Source organism: Microbacterium sp. NPDC057658 (assembly GCF_042799975.1).
Lineage (GTDB): Bacteria > Actinomycetota > Actinomycetes > Actinomycetales > Microbacteriaceae > Microbacterium.
On sequence record NZ_JBHVHT010000001.1, the window covers coordinates 202,797 to 223,678 of the forward strand.

At 71.4% G+C, this 20,882-nt stretch carries 21 protein-coding genes; 9 read left to right on the top strand and 12 right to left on the bottom strand.

Translation table 11 applies throughout. From position 1 onward, the window contains the following. Positions 1-106: 106 nt before the first annotated feature. The 3 genes from ACFU8V_RS00935 to ACFU8V_RS00945 form a co-directional block, all read right to left on the bottom strand. Entirely contained in the window at positions 107-1,072 is a 966-nt protein-coding gene (locus tag ACFU8V_RS00935) for a serine hydrolase (protein WP_315106481.1), read from the bottom strand. 111 nt (positions 1,073-1,183) lie between these two features. Then, positions 1,184-3,169 (bottom strand): M13 family metallopeptidase, encoded by a 1,986-nt coding sequence (locus ACFU8V_RS00940; RefSeq protein ID WP_025104890.1) that lies wholly within the window; start codon positions 3,167-3,169, stop codon positions 1,184-1,186. A gap of 45 nt (positions 3,170-3,214) precedes the next feature. Further along, complete coding sequence (locus ACFU8V_RS00945; protein ID WP_025104891.1) at positions 3,215-3,763, bottom strand: DUF1992 domain-containing protein; 549 nt, start codon at positions 3,761-3,763, stop codon at positions 3,215-3,217. A gap of 94 nt (positions 3,764-3,857) precedes the next feature. On the opposite strand from ACFU8V_RS00945, the gene ACFU8V_RS00950 reads away from it, so the two are divergent. Then, a complete protein-coding gene (locus ACFU8V_RS00950) occupies positions 3,858-5,180 on the top strand; it encodes an MATE family efflux transporter (protein ID WP_378868282.1) in 1,323 nt (440 codons plus the stop codon). Between the two features lie 110 nt (positions 5,181-5,290). Further along, positions 5,291-5,659 (top strand): hypothetical protein, encoded by a 369-nt coding sequence (locus ACFU8V_RS00955; RefSeq protein ID WP_378868285.1) that lies wholly within the window; start codon positions 5,291-5,293, stop codon positions 5,657-5,659. Positions 5,660-5,686: 27 nt separating this feature from the next. Here the strand turns inward: ACFU8V_RS00955 and ACFU8V_RS00960 are convergent, their stop codons facing one another. Further along, positions 5,687-6,352, bottom strand: a complete 666-nt coding sequence (locus ACFU8V_RS00960; RefSeq protein ID WP_366215686.1) for a TrmH family RNA methyltransferase — start codon at positions 6,350-6,352, stop codon at positions 5,687-5,689. 128 nt (positions 6,353-6,480) lie between these two features. Here ACFU8V_RS00960 and ACFU8V_RS00965 point away from each other — a divergent pair, with 128 nt between their 5' ends. The 6 genes from ACFU8V_RS00965 to ACFU8V_RS00990 all read left to right on the top strand — a co-directional run bounded on the left by ACFU8V_RS00965 (position 6,481) and on the right by ACFU8V_RS00990 (position 10,398). Next, entirely contained in the window at positions 6,481-7,764 is a 1,284-nt protein-coding gene (locus ACFU8V_RS00965) for an Nramp family divalent metal transporter (RefSeq protein ID WP_378868288.1), read from the top strand. Positions 7,765-7,784: 20 nt separating this feature from the next. Next, complete coding sequence (locus ACFU8V_RS00970) at positions 7,785-8,084, top strand: hypothetical protein (protein WP_085605624.1); 300 nt, start codon at positions 7,785-7,787, stop codon at positions 8,082-8,084. Between the two features lie 44 nt (positions 8,085-8,128). Beyond that, positions 8,129-8,761 carry a metal-dependent transcriptional regulator gene (locus ACFU8V_RS00975; RefSeq protein WP_249521114.1) on the top strand — a complete coding sequence of 211 codons (633 nt, stop codon included), beginning with the start codon at positions 8,129-8,131 and terminating at the stop codon, positions 8,759-8,761. A gap of 95 nt (positions 8,762-8,856) precedes the next feature. After that, positions 8,857-9,666, top strand: coding sequence for an HAD-IIA family hydrolase (locus ACFU8V_RS00980; RefSeq protein WP_025104898.1), 810 nt, complete (start codon positions 8,857-8,859; stop codon positions 9,664-9,666). 1 nt (position 9,667) lies between these two features. Further along, positions 9,668-10,237 carry a YdeI family protein gene (locus ACFU8V_RS00985; RefSeq protein ID WP_126894244.1) on the top strand — a complete coding sequence of 190 codons (570 nt, stop codon included), beginning with the start codon at positions 9,668-9,670 and terminating at the stop codon, positions 10,235-10,237. Continuing rightward, complete coding sequence (locus ACFU8V_RS00990) at positions 10,234-10,398, top strand: hypothetical protein (RefSeq protein WP_164498178.1); 165 nt, start codon at positions 10,234-10,236, stop codon at positions 10,396-10,398. The genes ACFU8V_RS00985 and ACFU8V_RS00990 overlap by 4 nt, the downstream gene beginning before the upstream one ends. 21 nt (positions 10,399-10,419) lie before the next feature. On the opposite strand, the gene ACFU8V_RS00995 is transcribed toward ACFU8V_RS00990, so the two are convergent. The 8 genes from ACFU8V_RS00995 to ACFU8V_RS01030 form a co-directional block, all read right to left on the bottom strand. Then, positions 10,420-12,051 (bottom strand): ABC transporter ATP-binding protein, encoded by a 1,632-nt coding sequence (locus tag ACFU8V_RS00995; protein WP_126894245.1) that lies wholly within the window; start codon positions 12,049-12,051, stop codon positions 10,420-10,422. Beyond that, on the bottom strand, positions 12,048-13,127 hold the full coding sequence (locus ACFU8V_RS01000) for a serine hydrolase (RefSeq protein WP_126894246.1): 1,080 nt from the start codon (positions 13,125-13,127) through the stop codon (positions 12,048-12,050). Before ACFU8V_RS01000 ends, ACFU8V_RS00995 begins: the two co-directional genes overlap by 4 nt. Further along, entirely contained in the window at positions 13,124-14,251 is a 1,128-nt protein-coding gene (locus tag ACFU8V_RS01005; protein ID WP_126894247.1) for an enolase C-terminal domain-like protein, read from the bottom strand. The genes ACFU8V_RS01000 and ACFU8V_RS01005 overlap by 4 nt, the downstream gene beginning before the upstream one ends. Beyond that, a complete protein-coding gene (locus ACFU8V_RS01010; RefSeq protein ID WP_378868296.1) occupies positions 14,248-15,438 on the bottom strand; it encodes an anhydro-N-acetylmuramic acid kinase in 1,191 nt (396 codons plus the stop codon). Before ACFU8V_RS01010 ends, ACFU8V_RS01005 begins: the two co-directional genes overlap by 4 nt. Further along, positions 15,438-16,343: an N-acetylmuramic acid 6-phosphate etherase gene (gene murQ / locus ACFU8V_RS01015; RefSeq protein ID WP_338566874.1), complete on the bottom strand. Its 906-nt coding sequence runs from the start codon at positions 16,341-16,343 to the stop codon at positions 15,438-15,440. Before murQ ends, ACFU8V_RS01010 begins: the two co-directional genes overlap by 1 nt. Further along, positions 16,340-17,227 (bottom strand): ABC transporter permease, encoded by an 888-nt coding sequence (locus ACFU8V_RS01020; protein WP_085605636.1) that lies wholly within the window; start codon positions 17,225-17,227, stop codon positions 16,340-16,342. The genes murQ and ACFU8V_RS01020 overlap by 4 nt, the downstream gene beginning before the upstream one ends. Continuing rightward, entirely contained in the window at positions 17,224-18,195 is a 972-nt protein-coding gene (locus ACFU8V_RS01025) for an ABC transporter permease (protein ID WP_025104906.1), read from the bottom strand. Before ACFU8V_RS01025 ends, ACFU8V_RS01020 begins: the two co-directional genes overlap by 4 nt. A gap of 67 nt (positions 18,196-18,262) precedes the next feature. Then, a complete protein-coding gene (locus tag ACFU8V_RS01030; RefSeq protein WP_025104907.1) occupies positions 18,263-19,813 on the bottom strand; it encodes an ABC transporter substrate-binding protein in 1,551 nt (516 codons plus the stop codon). 165 nt (positions 19,814-19,978) lie between these two features. Here ACFU8V_RS01030 and ACFU8V_RS01035 point away from each other — a divergent pair, with 165 nt between their 5' ends. Continuing rightward, on the top strand, positions 19,979-20,881 hold the full coding sequence (locus tag ACFU8V_RS01035) for a MurR/RpiR family transcriptional regulator (protein WP_303709196.1): 903 nt from the start codon (positions 19,979-19,981) through the stop codon (positions 20,879-20,881). Position 20,882: the final 1 nt, after the last annotated feature.

Below are 20,882 nucleotides of genomic sequence, written 5' to 3' on the forward strand. Positions count from 1 at the left end.
CAGGGGAACAAGCGAGGTCAGGCGAGCGCGGGAGGTCAGGCTCGTTGTCACTCTGGAAGCCTGATGCCACGCGGAGGCCTGCGTTCACGCGCGGGGTCAGGCGGGGTCAGTGCGTGTACTCCATGAGCTCGACGCCGAGCACGCGGAAGGCGTCGTGCGCGCGGAGACGGTGGCTGATCGACAGGTCGTCGAAGCACACGATCATCGAGTAGGCGACACCGGCCCGCGGCCCCGCGAGCACCCCCGCCTCAGCGCGCACTCCCCGGTCGCGGCCGGTCTTGTTCACGAACAGCAGGCCGTGCGCGTCGTGCTCGTGTGCGAAGGGGTCGAGCCCGGTCGAGGCGGCCACGAGGCTGAGGTCCTGGTTGAGGCTAAGCCACTCCGACACCTGGGCGCTGACGGCGGCATCCACGACCTGGGAGTTCACGAGCGCGGAGAACAGCCCGGCCAGCTCGCGCGCCGACCCCACCGCGACCTGCGGGGCGTCGTCCGGACCACGGCGGTCGCGGAACCGGTCGAGCAGGGCGGTGCGACGCAGCCCCAGCCGCTCGATGCGCTCGCGCACCCGGTCGTGCCCCACCTTCTCCAGCAGGATGTTCACGGCGATCGGGTCGCCGGCCGTCGCGGCGAGCACGGCGAGGTCTTCCAGCGGCAGCGCCGGGGCCCGCAGGTGTCGCCACAGCCCGGAGCTCTCCACGGCCTCGACGCTCGTGCGCTCCACGATCTCGAGCGGGTCGAGGGCGCCGGACTCGAACGCCGCCGCCACCTCGATGAGCAGCGGGACCACCCCGAGGCCGGCGACGGGCATGGTCACGTGGTCGTCTCCCGCCAGCACGTGCACATGGGAGTCGAGGTCGACCACATGCACCGACACCTGCGCCCCGGAGTTCGCGAGGCCTTCGAGGGCCTTCAGCGTCGACGTGAACGACCGCCGGCCGACGGCCACGCGGCGCGGCAGCCGACGGGCTCCCGGCCGCTGCGAACGGCGACCGCTGGACGACTCGGGCGCGCTCCCGGACGCTCCGGGAGCCGAGGGGTTCCGGAACGCGTCACCAGGGTCGGTCGCACCCACGCGTGGTCCTTCAGGAGGGGGAGGGATACTGCACATCCGGGAAGGGGCGCCCGGCGGCAGGGCTATCGTAACCCCACCGCCGGAGCGTGCCTCACAGAGTCCGGAGGTTCGTCACCAGATGGTCACACGGGACGACTCCGGCAGCCAGAGGGCGTCCTTCTCGGTGACGCCGAAGGCGTCGTAGAACGCATCGATGTTGCGGACGATCTGGTTGCACCGGAACTCGTTGGGCGAGTGCGGGTCGATCGTCAGCAGGCGCAGCGTCTCGGCCTCGCGGCTCTTCTGCTGCCACACCTGCGCCCAGGACAGGAGCAGCCGCTGCACACCGGTGTAGCCGTCGATGACCGGCCCTTCGACGGGCTCCGGCACCGACGGATCGGCCCGCAGCGACAGCTCGTACGCCTTCAGCGCGATCCCGAGGCCGCCCAGATCGCCGATGTTCTCACCGATGGTGAGGGCGCCATTCACGTGATGCTCGGCGTCCAGTCCCTCCGGCACGAGGGCGTCGTACTGCGCGATGAGCGCCTTCGTGCGCTCCTCGAAGGCCGCGCGATCCGCGTCGGTCCACCAGTCCTGCAGGCGCCCCTCGCCGTCGTATCGGCTGCCCTGATCGTCGAAACCGTGGCCGATCTCATGCCCGATGACCGCGCCGATCCCGCCGTAGTTCGCGGCCGCGTCCCGTCCGGCGTCGAAGAACGGGTACTGGAGGATGGCCGCGGGGAAGACGATCTCGTTCATCGAGGGGTTGTAGTACGCGTTCACCATCTGCGGCGGCATGTGCCACTCAGTGCGGTCGATCGGCTTCCCGACCTTGTCGATGTTGCGGTCGTGCTCGAAGATCGCCGCGCGGCGCACGTTGCCGAGGAGATCGGTCCGGTCGATCACGAGGGCCGAGTAGTCACGCCACACCTCGGGGTGCCCGATCTTCGGGGTGAACGCGTCCAGCTTCGCCAGCGCCCGCTGCCGGGTCTCCGCGGTCATCCACTCCAGGGTCTCGATGCTCTGCCGATAGGCCTCGACGAGGTTCGCGACGAGCTCGTCCATGGCCGCCTTCGCCGTCGGCGGGTAGTGCCGCTCGACGTAGACCTTGCCGATCGCCTCGCCCAGGGCCCCTTCGGTGACGGAGACGCCGCGCTTCCAGCGTTCGCGGATCGTGGGGACGCCGGTGAGCTGGGTGCCGTAGAACGAGAAGTTCTCCTGCACGAGCTCGTCGGTGAGGTAGGGCGCAGCCGCGTGCACGACCTTCGCACGCAGCCAGGCCTTCCAGTCGTCCAGCCGCTCGGGAGTGAGCAGAGCGCCCAGCCCCTCGAAGAAGCTCGGCTGCGCGACGACGACCTCGTCGAACGCCTGCGGGTTCGTCGGCGTCACGGCTTCGCGCCACGGACTGAGGTCGACGCCGGCGAGCTCCTGCAGCTCGTCCCACGTCTTGAGGTTGTAGGTCGCCACCGCGTCACGGCTGCGCACGTTGTCCCAGTGGTGTCCGGCGAGCTCGGTCTCCAGCGCGATGGAGCGCTCGGCCTGCGCCGCGGCATCGGTCACGCCGGCGAGCGAGAGCAGGCGCTCCAGGTGCTCCCGGTACGCCGCGCGGGTCTCCGCGAAGGTGTCGAGACGGAAGTAGCTCTCGTCCGGCAGCGAGAGCCCGGCCTGCACGAGCACCGGGAGGTAGCGCTCCGGGTTCCCGGGGTCGCCGTCGACGTAGAGGCCGATCACCGCCGCCCGGCCCTCCCGGTCGTAGGTGCCCACGGTGCGCAGGAAGGCCGGGATGCCGTCGATCGCGTCGATCTCGGCGAACGTCTCGGCCAGCGGGGTCACGCCGGCGGCGGCGATGCGGTCGGTGTCCATGAAGCTCGCGAAGAGGTCGCCGATCTTGCGGGCGAGGGTGCCCTCCTCCGCCTCCTGCGACTCCTCGACGATCGCACGGACGTCCTTCTCGGCCTGCTCGGCCAGCAGATGGAAGGAGCCCCAGCGCGCCTTGTCTCCGGGGATCTCGGTGCGAGCGATCCAGGCGCCGTTCACGTGGCGATACAGGTCGTCCTGCGGGCGGATGTCGGGGCTGAGGTCGTCGAGCGCGAGGCCCGCGGGAAGCACGTCGGTCATGCGCTCCAGCCTATGGCCGGGGTCCCCCACGGTGTCCAGAAGACCTCAGTCCCGGCGTCGGCGCCCGAAGCGTCGGCGCCGCGGCGACGTCTCGGGCAGCGGTGTCCGCGCGGCCCGGCGTTCCGCCCACGCGACGACCTCGGCGTCGACGTCGCGCAGCGGGGTCACGACGGGAGGTCCGCCCTGGAGCTGGCGTCGGGCCTCGCGCACACGCCGGTTGAAGTCCTCGAGCACCTCGCGCACGTCGGACTCGCGACCGAGGAGGTCGAGCTGCCCGTCGAGCTCTCGGTCCTCCGTGCGCAGGAGGATGGCGGGAGGGCCGAGCCCGGTCAGGCCCTCGGTCTCGATCTTCCGGCGGATCCACCAGTCCGGGTCGTGGTGGTCGCCGAGACCTTCGAGCGGCTTCCCGGCTCCCGGCAGATCGTCGAAGTCGCCGCGACGGATGGCGACCTGGATGGCGGATTCGACGAAGGCGGCGCGGTCCACCGCGGCCGCGGCACCGGGCGGCGCGGCGGTGTCCGCCTCGTCGGGGGCAGCATCGCCCTGCTGCTGCCGCGCTCGATAGCGCGCGGCCGCCTCCCGGGGATCCGTCATGGTGCGCCTCCGTCCGCTGGGATCTCCTCCTTCACCCTACGTCCGGTCGAGGCCGGCGGTCTCGGGTGTCGACGACAGGTCATAGGCTCGGAGGATGGCCGCCCGCACCTCCCTGAACCGCGAGATCCTGCGCCTCGCGGTCCCCGCCCTCGGTGCGCTCATCGCGGAGCCGGCCTTCCTCATCGTCGACGCCGCCCTCGTCGGCCATCTCGGCACCGTCCCCCTCGCCGGGCTCGGCATCGCCGGAGCCGTGCTGCAGACGATCGTCGGCCTCATGGTGTTCCTCGCGTACTCCACGACCCCCGCGGTCGCGCGACGATTCGGGGCCGGGCGTCCGGGAGAGGCGGTCTCGGTCGGGATCAACGGCATGTGGCTCGCGCTCGGCCTGGGTGCCGTGCTCGCCGTCGTCGGCGCCGTCTCGTCCCCCTGGCTCGTGTCCCTGTTCGGCGCGAGCGCCGAGGTCGCGGCACAGGCGAACGAGTACCTCGTGATCTCGATGTGGGGGCTCCCGGCGATGCTCATCGTGTTCGCCGCCACCGGGCTGCTGCGCGGGATGCAGGACACCATGACCCCGCTGTGGATCGCGGGGCTCGGCTTCGCGGCGAACGCCCTGCTGAACTGGTTCTTCATCTACGGCCTCGGCTGGGGCATCGCCGGCTCCGCGGCAGGTACGGTGACGGCGCAATGGGGCATGGTCGCGGCGTACGCGCTCGTGGTCCGGCGGCTGGCGACCCGGCACAGCGCCTCGTTGCGCGCCCAGCGGGAGGGCCTGCGCCGCACCGCGACGTCGGGCGGCTGGCTGTTCCTCCGCACCGTGAGCCTGCGCGTCGCCCTGCTCGCCACCGTGGCCGTGGCGACCGGGATCGGCACCGAGGAGCTCGCCGGGTGGCAGATCGTGTTCACCATCTTCTCGGCGGCGGCCTTCGCCCTCGACGCGCTCGCGATCGCCGCGCAGGCGCTGATCGGAAAGGAGCTGGGCGCCGGTGACGAGGAGCAGGTGCGCCGAGTGCTGGCGCGGACGGTCGCGTGGGGAGCGTGGTTCGGCGTCGTGGTCGGCACCGTCATCGCCGCCCTCTCCGGGGTGCTCGGCATCGTCTTCACCGGCGATCAGGGCGTGGCAGAGGTGGTGCAGCCGGCCCTGATCGTGCTCGCGGTGGCGCAGCCGGTCGCGGGCGTGGTGTTCGTGCTGGACGGAGTGCTCATGGGAGCGAACGACGCCCGGTACCTGGCGATCGCGGGCGGTCTGAACCTCGTGCCGTTCCTGCCCACCCTGGCGATCATCGCCGCGACGGGGGTCGACGGCACCGCCGGCCTCGTGTGGCTCGCCGTCGCGTTCTTCGGGGTGTACCTGCTCGCACGGCTGGCGACGCTGGGGTGGCGTGTGCGCTCCGGGCGATGGCTCGCCGCGCCGGCGTAGCTCCTCCACAGGCGACCCGAAGAACGACTTATCCCCCGCCGCCGGGCACAGCGGAATACAGCGCCCCGCCACTCTGTCGCTCCGGTCCAGCATGGAGCGACACTGAAGGGATGCTGGGGATGAACGACGCGCAGGTATGGACGACGATCGGGGTTCTCGCCTCGGGCATGTACGCCACGATCACGCTCATGGCGACGATGTTCGTGAGGATCATCAAGACGGAGATCGGCACGGTCCGCACGGAGATCGGCGGGATCCACACGGAGATCGGCGGGATCAAGGGCGAGATCGGCGGGATCAAGGGCGAGATCGTCGGGATCAAGGGCGAGATCGTCGGGATCAGGGGCGAGATCGTCGGCGTGAAAGCCGAGATCGGGGATCTCCGGAAGGAGGTGCACGGTCTGAGCCGGCGCATGGACGGCCTCGACCGCGACGTCAGCGCGATCTCGCGGCACCTTTTCGGCATCGATCCGGCCTGACGGAGCAGGTACGACCGCTCGTCGTGCTCACTCCGCGTGGCGACGACACCACTCGTACATGATGACGGCGGCGGCGGCACTCGCGTTGATCGATCGGGTCGAGCCGTACTGCGTGATCTCGATGTGACCGGAGGCGGCAGCCAGTGCCTCCGGCGACAGCCCCGGCCCCTCCTGACCGAAGAGGAGCACGCACGAGCGCGGCAGGTCGGCGCGGTCCACCGGCACGGCCCCGTCGACGTTGTCGATCGCGATGACGGGCAGACCCTCTGCGGCCGCCCAGGCGGCGAAGGTCGCGATGTCCTCGTGGTGCACGACGTGCTGGTAGCGGTCGGTCACCATGGCGCCGCGCTTGTTCCAGCGACGGCGGCCGATGATGTGCACCGTATCGGCGAGGAACGCGTTGGCACTGCGCACGATGGAACCGATGTTCATGTCGTGCTGCCAGTTCTCGATCGCGACGTGGAACGGATGACGCCGCGTATCGAGATCAGCGACGATCGCCTCCATGCGCCAGTAGCGATAGCGGTCGATGACGTTTCGCGTGTCGCCGTGCGCGAGGAGCTCGGGATCGTACTGCTCTCCCTCAGGCCAGGCCGACAGCCCTCCGGGCCAGGGGCCGACGCCGTATCCGGGCTGCGCCGAGGACCCCCCGGGGGCGGTCGGTTCCGTGCTCTCGGGGCGCTGCGCTTCCATCCCGCCAGGCTATCGCCGCCTCCGCCTGGTCGCCGTCGGGCGGAGGAGCCGGCACCCCGTCCTCGAAGGAGTCCCGGCCATCACGACACGATATTTAGGTGTGCCGAAAAATACGCTACGGTTTCGGTGTGCCTAAAAATCCCGCCGCCTCCGTGATCCCCGCTCGCACCGCTTCGCCGCGCCTGCTGTGGCTGCTGGGACCGGCGCTGGTGGCGGGCGTGGCCTATCTCGATCCGGGCAACGTCGCCAGCAACATGACGGCGGGGGCGCAGTACGGCTATCTGCTCGTGTGGGTGGTCGTCGCCGGCAACGTGATGGCCTGGCTGATCCAGTACCTGTCCGCGAAGCTCGGCGTCGTCACCGGCCAGAGCCTCCCGGAGGTGCTTGGCCAGCGGCTGCGCCGCCCCTGGGCCCGCCGCGCCTACTGGCTCCAGGCGGAGCTGGTCGCGATGGCGACGGACCTCGCCGAGGTCATCGGCGGCGCCGTCGCCCTGAACCTTCTCTTCGGCGTGCCGCTGCTGTGGGGCGGCCTCATCACCGGGGCCGTGTCCATGGTCCTGCTCGCGGTGCAGAACCGTCGCGGCGCCCGACCGTTCGAGTTCGTGATCATCGGCCTCATGTTCGTGATCACGATCGGCTTCATGGCCGGCCTGTTCCTCGCGCCACCCGACCCGGCCGGCGTCGTGAGCGGCCTCGTGCCGCGCTTCGAGGACACGGGGTCCGTGCTCCTCGCCGCCTCGATCCTCGGCGCGACGATCATGCCGCACGCGATCTACGCGCACTCCTCTCTGGCCCGCGACCGGTTCGGTGCGACGAGTGCCGAGACGACCGAGGAGGCGGCCCGGATCGAGACCTCGCGGATCCGCCGCCTGCTCACGGCGACGCGCTGGGATGTGACGATCGCGATGGTCATCGCGGGCTCGGTGAACCTCGGAATCCTCCTGCTCGCGGCGGCGAACCTCGCGGGCGTCGCGGGCACCGACTCGCTGGAGGGGGCGCACGCCGCCCTCGCCGCAGGCCTCGGCCCGGTCGTGGCGACCTTCTTCGCCGTGGGACTGCTCGCCTCGGGTCTCGCCTCGACCTCCGTCGGCGCGTACGCGGGCGCCGAGATCATGCACGGCCTCCTGCACGTGCGCATCCCCCTGCTGGCCCGCCGCCTCGTGACGCTCATCCCCGCGCTGGTGATCCTCGGCATCGGGGTGGACCCCACGCTCGCCCTCGTCCTCAGCCAGGTCGTGCTGTCGTTCGGCATCCCGTTCGCGCTGATCCCGCTCGTCGCCCTCACCGCGCAGCGCCGCACGCTCGGCGCCTGGGTCAACCGGCCGTGGACGACGGTCGCCGGGGTCGTGGCCTCCGTGCTCCTCATCGCCCTGAACGGCGCCCTGCTCTGGCTGGTGCTGACGGGGGCATGACGCCGGATAGGCTCGACATCATGTCTGCAGACTCCTCCCGTCGCACCGTCCGCCTCCTCACCTGGAGCGGCTTCGCGACCGGCGTCATCGGCGGTCTGCTCATCGCGTTCCCGAAGGTCATCGGCCCCGCCAGCCCGTGGGTCCAGCTCGCCCTCGGCGTCGCGACCCTGATCTTCGCCTTCCGTGCCCGCAAGGTGGGCATCGCCGAGGTGGAGGGCTTCGACGGGCGCCTCTCGCTCGCCGCCGCCCTCCTGGGATTCCTCGTGCTCTTCTTCGCGGGGCAGGCGACCGTGATCCTGCTCGGCTCCGCGGGCGCCTGACTCAGGCCGCGAGGCCGGCCGACCCGGACACGTAGAGTGGTGGGGTGGCATCCCCGGCAGCTGACGACTACCTGAAGACCGTCTACGCGCACACCGAGTGGCAGGATGCGCCGATCACCCCCTCGGTCCTGGCGGCCAAGCTCGGCATCGCCCCGTCGTCGGTCACGGAGATGGTGAAGAAGCTCGCCGCGGCGGGACTCGTGTCGCACGTGCCCTACGGAGCGGTCCGGCTGACGGACGCGGGGACCACCCGGGCCCTCGCGATGGTCCGCCGCCACCGCCTCATCGAGACCTGGCTCGTGCAGGAGTTCGGGTACGGATGGGATGAGGTGCACGACGAGGCCGAGGTCTTGGAGCACACCATCAGCGACCGGCTGCTCGAGGGCATCGACGAGCGCCTGGGGCGGCCGCGCTTCGACCCTCACGGAGACGCCATCCCGGACGCGGAGGGCCGCATCGAACGGGAGCCCTTCGTCCTGCTCGCCGACGCCCCGGACGGACACACCGGCCGCGTGCTGCGCGTCGACGACCGCGACCCGGAGCTCCTGCGGACCCTCGACTCCCACGGGGTCGTCGTCGGGACGACCGTGACGGTGACCTCGTCCGGCATCGCCCTCGACGGCACCGAGCCGCCGCTGCCCCCCGCCGCCCGCGACGTGGTGTGGTTGTCGGCCTGACCCCGGCTTCGAATCGCGCACTTTGCGGCAGATCGGCCGGGGATGGGGCCAATCAGGCGATTCGAAAGGAAAGGTGGGGCCTTTAGGCTGAGCACATGGCACACCGTGACGACATCGAATGCTGGCTCACCGACATGGACGGCGTGCTCGTCCATGAGAACGACGCCATCCCCGGGGCCTCCGAACTCCTCGCCGGATGGGAGCGCAACGAGATCCCGTACCTCGTGCTCACGAACAACTCCATCTTCACCGCCCGCGACCTCTCGGCCCGCCTCCGTGCGAGCGGCCTGATCGTGCCGGAGGAGCGCATCTGGACCTCGGCGCTCGCGACCGCCGACTTCCTCGCGCAGCAGCTCCCGGGCGGCTCCGCCTTCGTCATCGGCGAGGCCGGCATCCTCACCGCGCTGCACGAGGCCGGCTTCATCATGACCGAGACGAACCCCGACTTCGTCGTCGTCGGCGAGACCCGCAACTACTCGTTCGAGGCCATCACGAAGGCCATCCGCCACATCATCAACGGCTCGCGCTTCATCGTGACCAACCCGGACGCCACCGGCCCGAGCGCCGACGGGGTGCTGCCGGCCACGGGAGCGATCGCCGCCCTCATCACCAAGGCCACCGGCAAGGAGCCCTACGTCGTCGGCAAGCCCAATCCGATGATGTTCCGTTCGGCCCTGAACAAGATCGGCGCGCACTCGAAGAAGACCGGCATGATCGGCGACCGGATGGACACGGACATCGTCGCCGGCATCGAGGCGGGTCTGCACACGGTGCTCGTGCTCACCGGCATCAGCGACCAGCGGATCATCGAGCAGTACCCCTTCCGCCCGGACGAGATCGTCGACTCGGTCGCCGACCTGCTGCCGACCATCACCGACTCGATCCCCACCCTCGACGAGGACTGACGTGGGCGCCCTCGACGACGGCGAGCGGGTCACGGCGGCGGACGCCGCGGCCTGGCGCGCCTGGCTCGAGGCGAACCACGAACGCACGGCCGGGGTGTGGCTGCTGAGCGTGCGCGGGCGATCCGCCACCGGCGTCGGCTACGAGGACGCCGTCCGGCAGGCGCTGTGCTTCGGGTGGATCGACGGCCCGGTGCGCACGTTCGACGACGAGACCGGTGGCCAGTGGTTCTCCCCTCGACGCCCGGGGAGCGGCTGGGCGGCGACGAACAAGGCCCGCATCGCGGAGCTGGAGGCCGCGGGGCTCCTCGCCCCCGCCGGCATCCGAGCGCTGGAGACGGCGAAGGCGAACGGTTCGTGGACCGTGCTCGACGGCCCCGAGGCCGGCATCGAGCCGCCCGAGCTCACGGCCGCCCTCGACGCGGTGCCCGCGGCGAGGGGGAACTGGGATGCGTTCCCGAAGTCGGTGAAGAAGTTCGGCCTCACGCACATCGCGATGGCAAAGCGGCCGGAGACCAGGGCCGCGCGCATCGCGAAGATCGTGGCGGATGCCGCGGAGGGGAAGCGTCCATGAACCAGAGCGACCTGCTGTTCCTCGTCCTGTTCCTCATCATGCTCACGTCGCTGGTCGTGTTCGTGGTGCAGTTCGTGCGCTCCCGCCGCCGCGGCGGCGAGGACGACGGCCGTGCCGGCTGGTGGGAAGGCCCCTGGGACGACGACGACCGCCGGCGCTGAGCCGACGGCCGCCGGGAGGTCTCAGGAGGCGAGCGACGCCCCGGGGATCGCGGCGAGCAGCTCCCGGGTGTACGGATGCTGCGGCGTGTCGAAGATGCTCTCCGGGGTGCCGCTCTCGACCACGACGCCGCGCTGCATCACGTGCACCTCGTCGGAGATCATGCGCACGACGGCCAGGTCGTGGCTGATGAAGAGGTAGCTGAGCCCGAGGCGCTTCTGCAGGTCGGCGAGGAGATCGAGGATCTGCGCCTGCACCAGCACGTCGAGCGCGGAGACCGCCTCGTCCAGCACGACGAGCTCGGGCTCCAGGGCCAGGGCGCGGGCGATCGCGACGCGCTGCCGCTGTCCGCCGGAGAGCTCGTGCGGCAGCCGCTCGGCCATGGCCGCGGGCAGGGCGACCTGCTCCAGGAGCTCCAGGACGCGGGCGTGCCGGGAAGCGGCGGTGCCGATCCGGTGTACGCGCAGCGGCTCGGCGATCGACTGCTCGACCGTGTAGCGCGGGTCGAGCGAGGCGTAGGGGTTCTGGAACACGGGCTGCACGCGACGGCGCAGCGCGAACAGCTCCGTGCGGCGGAGGGTCGTGAGGTCGGTGCCGTCGAAGAGGATGGACCCCGAGGTCGCGTCCTCGAGACCGAGCACCATGTTCGCCGTCGTGGACTTGCCCGAGCCCGACTCGCCCACGATGGACACGGTCGTGCCGCGACGGATCGAGAAGCTCACGCCGTCGACCGCCGTGAAGGTCTGCGGCTCCCCGGCCTTCGCGTTCCGGAGCGGGAACTCCTTGCGCAGGTCCCGGATCTCGACGAAGGGCACGGCGTCGGCGGCGACCTCGCGCGCAGGCAGGGCGTCGCGGCGGGACGCGAGGCTCGGTGCGGCGGCGAGCAGCTGCCGGGTGTACTCGTGCTGCGGGTTCCCGAGCACCTCCGCCGATGTCCCCTCCTCGACGACGTGGCCACGGAACATCACGACGATCCGGTCGGCGCGCTCCGCGGCGAGGGCGAGGTCGTGGGTGATGAGGAACACCGCGGTGCCCAGCTCGTCGGTCAGCTGGTCGAGCTGGTCGAGGATCCGCCGCTGCACGGTGACGTCGAGCGCCGACGTGGGCTCGTCGGCGATGAGCAGCCGCGGCTTGCAGGCGAGCCCCATCGCGATGAGCACCCGCTGCCGCATGCCCCCGGAGAACTCGTGCGGGTACTGGGTCGCGCGGCGGGCGGCGTCGGGGATCCCGACCATCTCCAGCAGCTCGACCACACGGGCCTTCGTCGCGTCGCCGCTCGTGTACCCGTGGACCTCGAGCGCCTCTCCGATCTGCTCACCCACGCGCAGGAGGGGGTTGAGGTTCGACATCGGATCCTGCGGGACGAGGCCGATGCCGGCCCCGCGGAGCGACACCATCGCGTTCTCGGGGAGGTCGGTGAGCTCGCGGCCGTCGAAGCGGATGCTGCCCGCCGTGATGACGCCGTTCTCCGGCAGCAGGCGGTTGACCGCGGCCGCCGTGGTGGACTTCCCGGAGCCGGACTCGCCGACCACGGCGACCGTCTCCCCGGCGGCGATGTCGATCGAGATGTCGCTGATGGCGGTGACCAGCTCGGAGCCGGTCCGGAAGGCGACCGCGAGGCCGTCGATGCTCAGCACGGGCGGAGTGGTGCTCATGGGGTACTCGTTCCTTCGGGGTCCAGGAGTGCGGGCAGCGCTGCGCGCCACAGGGTCTCGGTGGGGGCGATCTCGTCGGCGAACAGCCGGTTCGCGAGGAGGACGACGGCGGTTCCGGTGGCGGGGACCACGCCCAGCGCGCATCCGGTGTAGCCGGGATGCCAGAGCACCCGGGTCGAGCGCCCGTCCGCCGTCACGGTGTCGCTGCGCCAGCCGAGGGCCTGCCCGGGGTCGGGGCCGTCGCGGAACAGCTCGGTCACGAGCGCCGGGTCCCACAGCTCGGGGTGCGTCTCGGGGGCGGCGAGCGCGACGCCGAGGGTCAGCAGCTCGTCGACCGTGCCGAACAGGCCGGCGTGCCCGGAGACGCCGTGCAGGGCGTGGAAGCAGTTGCCGTCGTTGGCGACCCCGGTGATCTCCCCCTCACGCCAGGGGAAGTGCCGGCGAGAGGTGAGGATCGGGTAGGGCGTGCCGGTGGCGACCATGCGTCGCTCGGCGGCATCCCCGTCGCCCGCGGATGACGCGACCGGACCGGAGACGGGCCCGTAGCCCGTGCGCGTGAGACCGAGGGGCCCGGTCACGAGCTCGCGCACGGCGGCGTCGAGGGGGAGGCCGGTCGCGGCGGCGATGATCCGTCCGAGGATCAGGAAGCCCAGGTCGGAATAGTGCCGTCCTTCGTCCACGCCGTAGCGGAGCGGGAGAGTGTCGGCGGCGGCCGCGCCGTCGTTCGTACCGTCGAGGTAGAGCGGCTGCCACTCCCAGAGCCCCGCCCGGTGCAGGAGCAGGTGCCGCACGGTCGTCCCGGGGGCGCAGGCGGTTCCGGGGACGAAGCGGTCCACCGGATCGTCGAACCGGAGGTCGCCCCGGGAGACCAGCCGGAGGATCGCGGTGGTGGTGGCGGCGACCTTGGTGACCGAGGCGAGGTCGAACGCCGTGTCCGTCGTGACCGGCGTCCCCGCGAGATCGGCGAGGCCGCCGGCGGCCGTGTCCCGGCCCATGCGGGTGGCGACACCGGCGACGGCTCCGCGCGGCGCGGTCGGCCCGGCGAGGACTGCGGCGATCGCCTCGGCGGCGCTCATACGAGAGCTCCGGTCCGGGAGCGGTCGAGCAGCACCTCGGCATCGGGGGCGATCCCGGTGATCCCCAGTCCCGCCGCCGCGGCGAGGGTGAGCCACTCCGCGTCGGCGGTCAGCCCTCCGGTCACCGGCGACCGGCGCAGCCACGATGCCGCGTCGAGGTCGTGCACGACGTCCGGAGCGATGGCGGCGGCGAGGTGCGCGGCGGCGGCCACCCCGACGTGCGACTCCATCATGCAGCCGACGATGACGCCGAGTCCGGCGGAACGGGCGGCCTGCACGCACGCGAGCGCCTCGCGGAGCCCGCCGGTCTTGGCGAGCTTGACGTTCACGAGCCCGGCGGCTGCGCGCGCGGCGATGTCGCGGACATCCTGCGCGGTGCGGACCGACTCGTCCGCCATGATCGGCGTGTCGACGGCGGCGGTCACCACGGCCAGCGCATCGAGGTCGCGCGCGGCGACGGGCTGCTCGACGAGTTCGAGTCCGAGACCGGCGTCCTCCGCCGCCCGGATGACGCGGATCGCGGTCTCGGCGTCCCACGCCTGGTTCGCGTCCACGCGCAGGGTGATGTCGGCACCGACGGCGGAGCGGACGGCCAGGAGACCCGCGACCGTGTCGTATTCGCGGGACGCCTTGATCTTGAGGCAGCGGAATCCCGCCGCCGCATGCTCGACGGCGGTCGCGGCCAGTGCGGCCGGCTCCGCCACCGACAGCGTCATGTCGGTACGGATGCGCGCGGGCGCGTCTGCGTGCGGGGCGAGCGTCTGCGCGAGCGGCTCGTCCCGGTGCTGCGCGGCGAGATCGGCGACCCCGCAGGCCACCGCACTGCGAGCAGCGGCGTTGCCCCAGGCCGCCGCGGCGAGGGCGTCCGGCAGCCCGGGGTCGTCGACGGAGCGCCCGAGCACGGCGTCGGCGAAGGGACCGGCGACCACGGCCGTCACGCTCTCCGGGCTCTCCCCCGTGACACGCCAGCTCGTCGCGGCCTCCCCGTATCCGCGGCGGCCGTCGGCGTCGGTCACCTCCACGAGCACGACATCGAGGTGGTCCGTGCGACGGACGGCCGTGACGAAGGGACGCGCCAGGGGCGAAGGCACCCGCAGCACGCGCATCCGCTCGACGACGGTCACGATCCCGCCGCCTCCGTGAGGGCGAGGGAGTCGATGGCCGCCACCGGCTCTGGCATCTGCAGCGGACCGGCGCCGGGCGTGATCGTGCCGAGGATGCGCGGCTCGCGCGCCCCGGTCCCGCCGGGGACGATGGCGGGGACGCCGTGCAGGGTCGACCAGCCGATGAGCGCGAGGAGGATGGCCTCCTTGCTGTCGGCGGGGGCGCCGAGCTCGTCGGCCAGGACGACCTCGGTCTGCGGCAGCGCGGTCCGCAGCCCGTCCAGGATCAGCGGGTTGCGGCAGCCGCCGCCGGACACCGCGAGGAAGCCGATCCCGGCGCCCTCGACGTCGCGGGCGACCGTGCGGACCGTGAGCTCGGTGAGCGTGCGCACGACGTCGGCGACCGCGATCTCACGTCCCTGCGCCGCGAGGTGCTCCTGCACGTAGGCGAGGTGGAAGTGCTCCTTGCCCGTGCTCTTCGGCGGGGTGAGGGCGTAGTACGGGTCCGCGAGCATGGCGTCCAGCAGCGCCTGGTCGATCCGTCCGGTCCGGGCGATCGCCGCATCGTCGTCATAGCCGAGCGGGTTGAGGTCGTGCGCGACGATGACCGCGTCGACCAGGGCGTTCGCGGGGCCGATGTCGTAGGCGACGAGGCCGTCCGGGCGGACGACGGTCATGTTGGAGATGCCGCCGAGATTGAGCGCCGCCGAGACGCCGGCGCGGCCACGGAGCAGCAGCTCGTCGAGGAACGACACGAGCGGAGCGCCGTGGCCGCCCGCCGTGATGTCGCGGATGCGGATGTCGGAGACGACGGGCACACCGACCTTCTCGGCGATCCAGGCGGGCTGCCCGATCTGGAGGGTGCCGAGGGCGTGGGCGCCGTCGACCCAGTGGTACACGGTCTGGCCGTGCGAGCACACCGCGTCGACGCCGCCGACCTCCGTCGCGATATCGGCCGCGACATCGGCGAACGCCTGCCCGATGAGGGTGTCGAGCTCGGCCACCTCGGCCAGGGTGGTCTGCGCCGGAGGGAGCGCGGCGATGAGGCGTGCCCGCAGCGCGGGATTGTAGGGGACGCTCGTGGACGCGAGCACCCTGCCCCGAAGGTCGACGCCGTGCGCCGTAAATCCCCCGTTGGTGGCGAAGTCGACGACGGCGGCGTCGATCCCGTCGTGCGAGGTGCCGGAGATCAGTCCCAGGACGCGCATCAGTTCTCCTCCAGTGCGGTACGCAGACGGCCGTCGGCCGCCGCGAGTCGGTCGGTGGCCGCGGCGAGGTCCTCCCCGCGGCGGATCATGATCGTGGCGAGCTTCACGTCCCACCCTGCGCTCTCCAGCGCGGCCGCCGCCGTGTCGCGATCGACGTCGGCGATCGTCCGCACCATGCGGATCGCGCGCTCGCGGAGCTTGTGGTTCGTGGCCTTCACGTCGACCATCAGGTTGCCGTAGGCCTTGCCGTTCCGGACCATCGCGATGGTCGAGAACATGTTGAGTACCAGCTTCTGCGCCGTGCCGGACTTGAGGCGCGTGGAGCCGGCGAGCACCTCGGGGCCGACCTCGACCTCGATGCCGTGCGCGGCGACCGCGCTCAGCGCGGTGCCGGTGTTGCAGGACAGGCCCACGCTGAGCGCCCCGCGCTCCCGCGCCCGTCGGACGGCGGCGACCACGTACGGCGTGCGGCCGCTGGAGGCGATGCCGATCACGGTGTCGAGCGGGCCGATGTCCGCGGCGTCGATGGCCGCGGCACCCGCCTCCGCGTCGTCCTCCGCGCCTTCGACGGGGTTCACGATCGCGCCGGGACCGCCGGCCATGATCGCGAACACCAGCTCCGGCGGGGTGCTGAACGTGGGCGGGCACTCGGAGGCGTCGAGCACGCCGATGCGTCCGGGGGTGCCTGCGCCGACGTACACCAGGCGTCCGCCCTGCGCCATGCGCGCGGCCGTCTGCTCGATCGCCGGGACGATATGCGGAAGAGCGCGCTGCACGGCCGCGGGCACCGTGGCGTCGGCCTCGTTCATGGTCTGCGCGAGCTCTGCCACGCTCATCTGATCGAGGCGGGCGTACCGGGGGTCGCTCGCCTCGGTGGCGAGGGCGCCGAGGTCTTCCGCGATCATCGCTTGCCCCGGTTCCGCGGGTCGAGGCTGTCGCGCAGCCCGTCGCCCAGCAGGTTCAGGCCGACGACGAGGAGCACGACGACCACGCCGGGGGCGATCATCGTCCACGGGGCGATGGTCACGAGGGTCCGCGCCTCGAAGATCATGGAGCCGAGCGAGGGCGCGGGCGGCGGAGTCCCGAGTCCGAGGAAGCTCAGCGACGCCTCCGTGAGCACCGCCCACGAGAGGGAGAGCGTGACCTGCACGATGATGATCGAGGTGATGTTCGGCAGGACGTGGCGGAACATGGTCGCCATGCGGCTCTGCCCCGTGCTCTTGGCCGCCTTGACGTACTCCACCTCGCGCAGCGACAGCACGGGGCCGCGGGTCACGCGGATGAAGATCGGCACGTAGACGATCGCGATGGCCACGGCGATCGTGAACCAGTTGCGGTCGAACACCGAGGCGAGCGACAGGGCGAGCAGCAGCGGCGGGAACGCGAACAGCACGTTGGTGACCGCGGTGATCGCCCCGTCGGAGAAGCCGCGGTAGAAACCGGCGATGAGTCCGCAGACCGTGCCGACCACGGTCGCGAACGCCACGGCGACCACGGAGATGAGCGCCGAGTTGGCGACACCGGCGGCCACCCGCGAGAACACGTCGCGGCCGAACTGGTCGGTGCCGAACCAGTGCACCGCGGACGGCGGCTGCAGCCGGGACGGCGGGTCCTGCGCGAGCGGGTCGAACGGCAGCAGGCCGAACGCCGAGACGAGGCTCAGCACCGCGAGCAGGACGACGATGATGAGGCCGGCGAGACCACTGCGGCTGCGCAGCAGGAGACGCACGCGCTCCATGGTGCGCCCGCCGCCGGGAGCGAGGGCCGGGGTCTGAGAGATGTCGGTCATGCGGCACGCACCCGGGGATCGATGACCCGGTAGAGCAGGTCGGTGAGCAGGTTGACGATGACGAAGGCGAGCGCGATCACCAGGACGGTGCTCTGCACGAGCGCGTACTCCTTCTGCTGGATGCCGAGCAGCACCTGGCGGCCGATGCCGGGGAGCGAGAAGATCTGCTCCACCACGACCGCGCCGCCCAGCAGGTAGCCGAACTGCAGACCGGTCATGGTGACGATGGGGACCAGCGCGTTGCCCAGCACATGGCGCACCTGGAGGCGGCGGGGCGGCACGCCCTTGGCCTTCGCGGTGCGGATGAAGTCGTTGGCACGGATCTCCAGGACCGCGGTGCGCGTGGTGCGCATGATCGGCGCGGCGATGCCGAAGCCGAGCACGATCGACGGCAGGAGCATCTGCTGGAGGTTCAGGGCGGGGTCGTCGAAGAGCCGCGCGTAGCCCTGGCCGTTCGGGTTGAAGCCGAGGGACTGCGCGAGGATCGCCAGCAGCGCCGTGCCGAGCAGGAACGCGGGGATGGAGAGGCCGGCGAGGCCGACGACCTGACCGACGCCGTCACGGAACGAGTCGGGCTTCGAGGCGGAGAGCATCCCGAGCGGGATGCCGATGGCGAGCGCGATGACGATCGAGAAGATCGCGAGCTCGAAGGTGACCGGCAGCGCGGCGGCGGTGAGCTCGAGCACGCTGGTCTGCGCCCGGGAGGAGAAGCCGAGGTTGCCGGTGAAGATGTTGCCGAGCCAGGAGAAGAACTGCACGACGAGCGGCTGGTCGAGACCGTAGTACGCCTCGAGCGCGGCACGCTGCGCCGGAGTGAGCGCGGCCGCCTCGGTGCCGAGGCCGGAGCTGATCTGGTCGCCGGGGATGGCGCGCAGCATCAGGAAGACGAAGACGGCGACGCCGAAGAGGGTGCCGAGGGCTGCGAGGATGCGTCGCAGCACGCTGTTGCGGAGGAGCTGTCTAAACATGCGCGTGGGAGAGGTGCCTGTCGTCGGGGAGCCGAGGGGGCGCGGACGTCCGCGCCCCCTCGTTCCACTACTGGATGGAGGTGGTCCGCAGGTACTGCAGCGAGCCGTTCGCCATCGGGGTGAAGCCGTCGACGGTCGAGGCCGTCGCGGTGTAGGTGTAGCTGGTGAACAGCCAGATCCAGGCGGCGTTGTCCTCGAGGTTCTCGGAGACCTGCGCGTAGATGTCCTTGCGCTTCTCCGGGTCGGCCGTCTCGCGTCCCTCGGCGAAGAGCGCGTCGAGCTCGGGCGAGGAGTACCCCGCGACCTGGTTCAGGTTGCCGGTGCTGGTGAAGTAACGGCCGTACATGCCGTCCGGGTCCGGGCGTCCGCCGTTGAGGGCGACCGCGGCGTCGAAGTCGGCCGCGATCCAGCGGTCCACGAACGCGCCGGACTCGAGCACCTCGAGGTCGAGCGTGATGTTCGCGTCGGCGAGCTGCGCCTTGAGGTTCTGCGCCTCGTTGACGGAGGTGGCGTACTCGCCCTGGGACACGATCGTCTTGACGGTGACGCCGTCCTCCTTGCCGGCCTTCTTCAGGTACTCGGCCGCCTTGTCGAGGTCACGCTCGGGGCACGGGCGCGCGTCGGGGTCGGACTTGAACGCGGGAGAGGTGATCGGACCGGTGACCTCGCCCTCGCCGAGCGCGGCGGTGTCGAGCACCTCCTGACGGTCGATCGCGCACTGCATCGCGAGCCGCACGTTCACGTCGGCGAGGTCGCCGCGCTGCGCGTTCAGCTGCAGGGCGTGGTAGCTGAGCTGCGGGGTGGTGGCGACCTCGACGTTCGCGCCCTCGGCCGTCTGCGCGACGAGCGGGTCGTCGAACACGGCCAGCTGCACGTTGCCGGACTGCATCGCCGAGACGATGGACGACTCGTCGGGGATCACGCGGAACTCGACGGTGTCGAGCAGCGCGGTGTCGCCCCAGTAGTCCTCGTTCTTGGCGAGGGTGAGCGACTGGCTCGCCTTCCGGTCCTCCAGCACGAACGGGCCGGTGCCGTTCGGGGTGGTGTTGAGCGCCTCCTCGGTGTCGTCCGACGAGAGCATCGCCATGTTGATGACGGCGAGGTTCGCGGGCAGCGCGGCATCGGGGGCACTGAGGGTGAGGGTGACGGTGCTCTCGTCGGTGGCCTCGACGGCGGCGACCGAGGCGAGGGAGCTCGCGGCCACGGCAGCGGTCGCCTCATCGGCGATCGCGTCCAGCGAGTACTTCACGTCGGCGGAGTCGAAGGCGCTGCCGTCCGCGAACGTGACGCCCTCGCGGAGGTGGAGGGTGACCGTGAGGCCGTCTTCGGAGACGTCCCAGGACTCGGCGAGACCGGGGACGACGTTGAGCTCCTCGTCGAACTCGGTCAGCGTGCCGTACAGGTTCTGCAGGACGTTGACCGCCTGGAACTGGGTGGCCTTCCACGGGAAGAGGGTGTCGGGATCGCTCGTGACGCCGATGACCAGGTCGCCGCCGGCGGATCCGGATCCGGTGTCGGACGGGTTCGACGCCGGTGCGGAACACCCGGTGATGACGAGCGCCGCGGCGAGGCCCGTGGCGGTGAGGGCGCCGAGAGACGCCCACCGTGCTGTGCTCATTGCTGTTTCCTCCTGGCTGGGACCGCGTCGCCCTGGCTCGGATCAGGCGGTGCTGCCTGATGCCCCGCGAACATCGTCGGTCTGGGTAAGTACCAAAAGTACACGAAAGCATCTACGCATGTAACAGAAGTTCCTCTAGTGTTATGAACACCGATCGGAGACCCCATGCCCCACGATGCCGCTCGCGACGACGCCGGCACCCATCTCGTGCTCGTGCGGATGCGCGCCCTGCGCCCCGAACTCCGTCCGAGCGAGCAGCGCATCGCCGACCTGTTCCTCGCCGACCCCGCCGGAACCGCCGGGCTCTCCGTCGCCGAGCTCGCGCAGCGCTGCGACACCTCGACCACGTCCGTCGTGCGGTTCTGCAAGCGTCTCGGGTACGAGCATGTGCGCGAGCTGCGCAACCACGTGCTGCGGGAGGTCGAACGCGAGACCTTCGACACCGCCGCGCTCCCCGCCGTGTCCGGCGACATCGACCGCAACGACACCCTCGCCGACATCGTCGCGAAGGTGTCGCTCGCCGAGACGCTCTCCCTCGCCGACACCGCCAAGGTGCTCGACACCGACGCGCTCCGCGCCACGGTCGAGGCGATCACCTCCTCCACCCGGGTGGACATCTTCGGCGTGGGGGCGAGCTCCATCGTCGGGCTCGACCTCCAGCGCAAGCTCACCCGGATCGGGCGGACGGCGTTGGAGTGGTCCGACCCGCACGCCGCCTGGACCTCGGCCGCCACCCTCGGGCCGGGGAACGTCGCGATCGCCGTCTCGCACACGGGCGCCACGACCGACACCATCGAGTTCCTCCTGCTCGCCCGGCAGGCGGGCGCGACGACCATCGCCATCACCAACCATGCCGGCTCCCCGCTCGCCGGTCAGGCCGACATCGTGCTGACCACCGCCGCGCGCGAGACGGGCTTCCGCTCCGGGGCCCTGGGCAGCCGGATCGCCCAGCTCATGGTCGTCGACTGCATCTTCATCGGGGTCGCGCAGTCCAACTACGATCGCTCGATGGAGGCCCTCCGCGACACCTTCGCCGCCGTGCATCACGTGCGCGCGGGCGGTGCCTGAG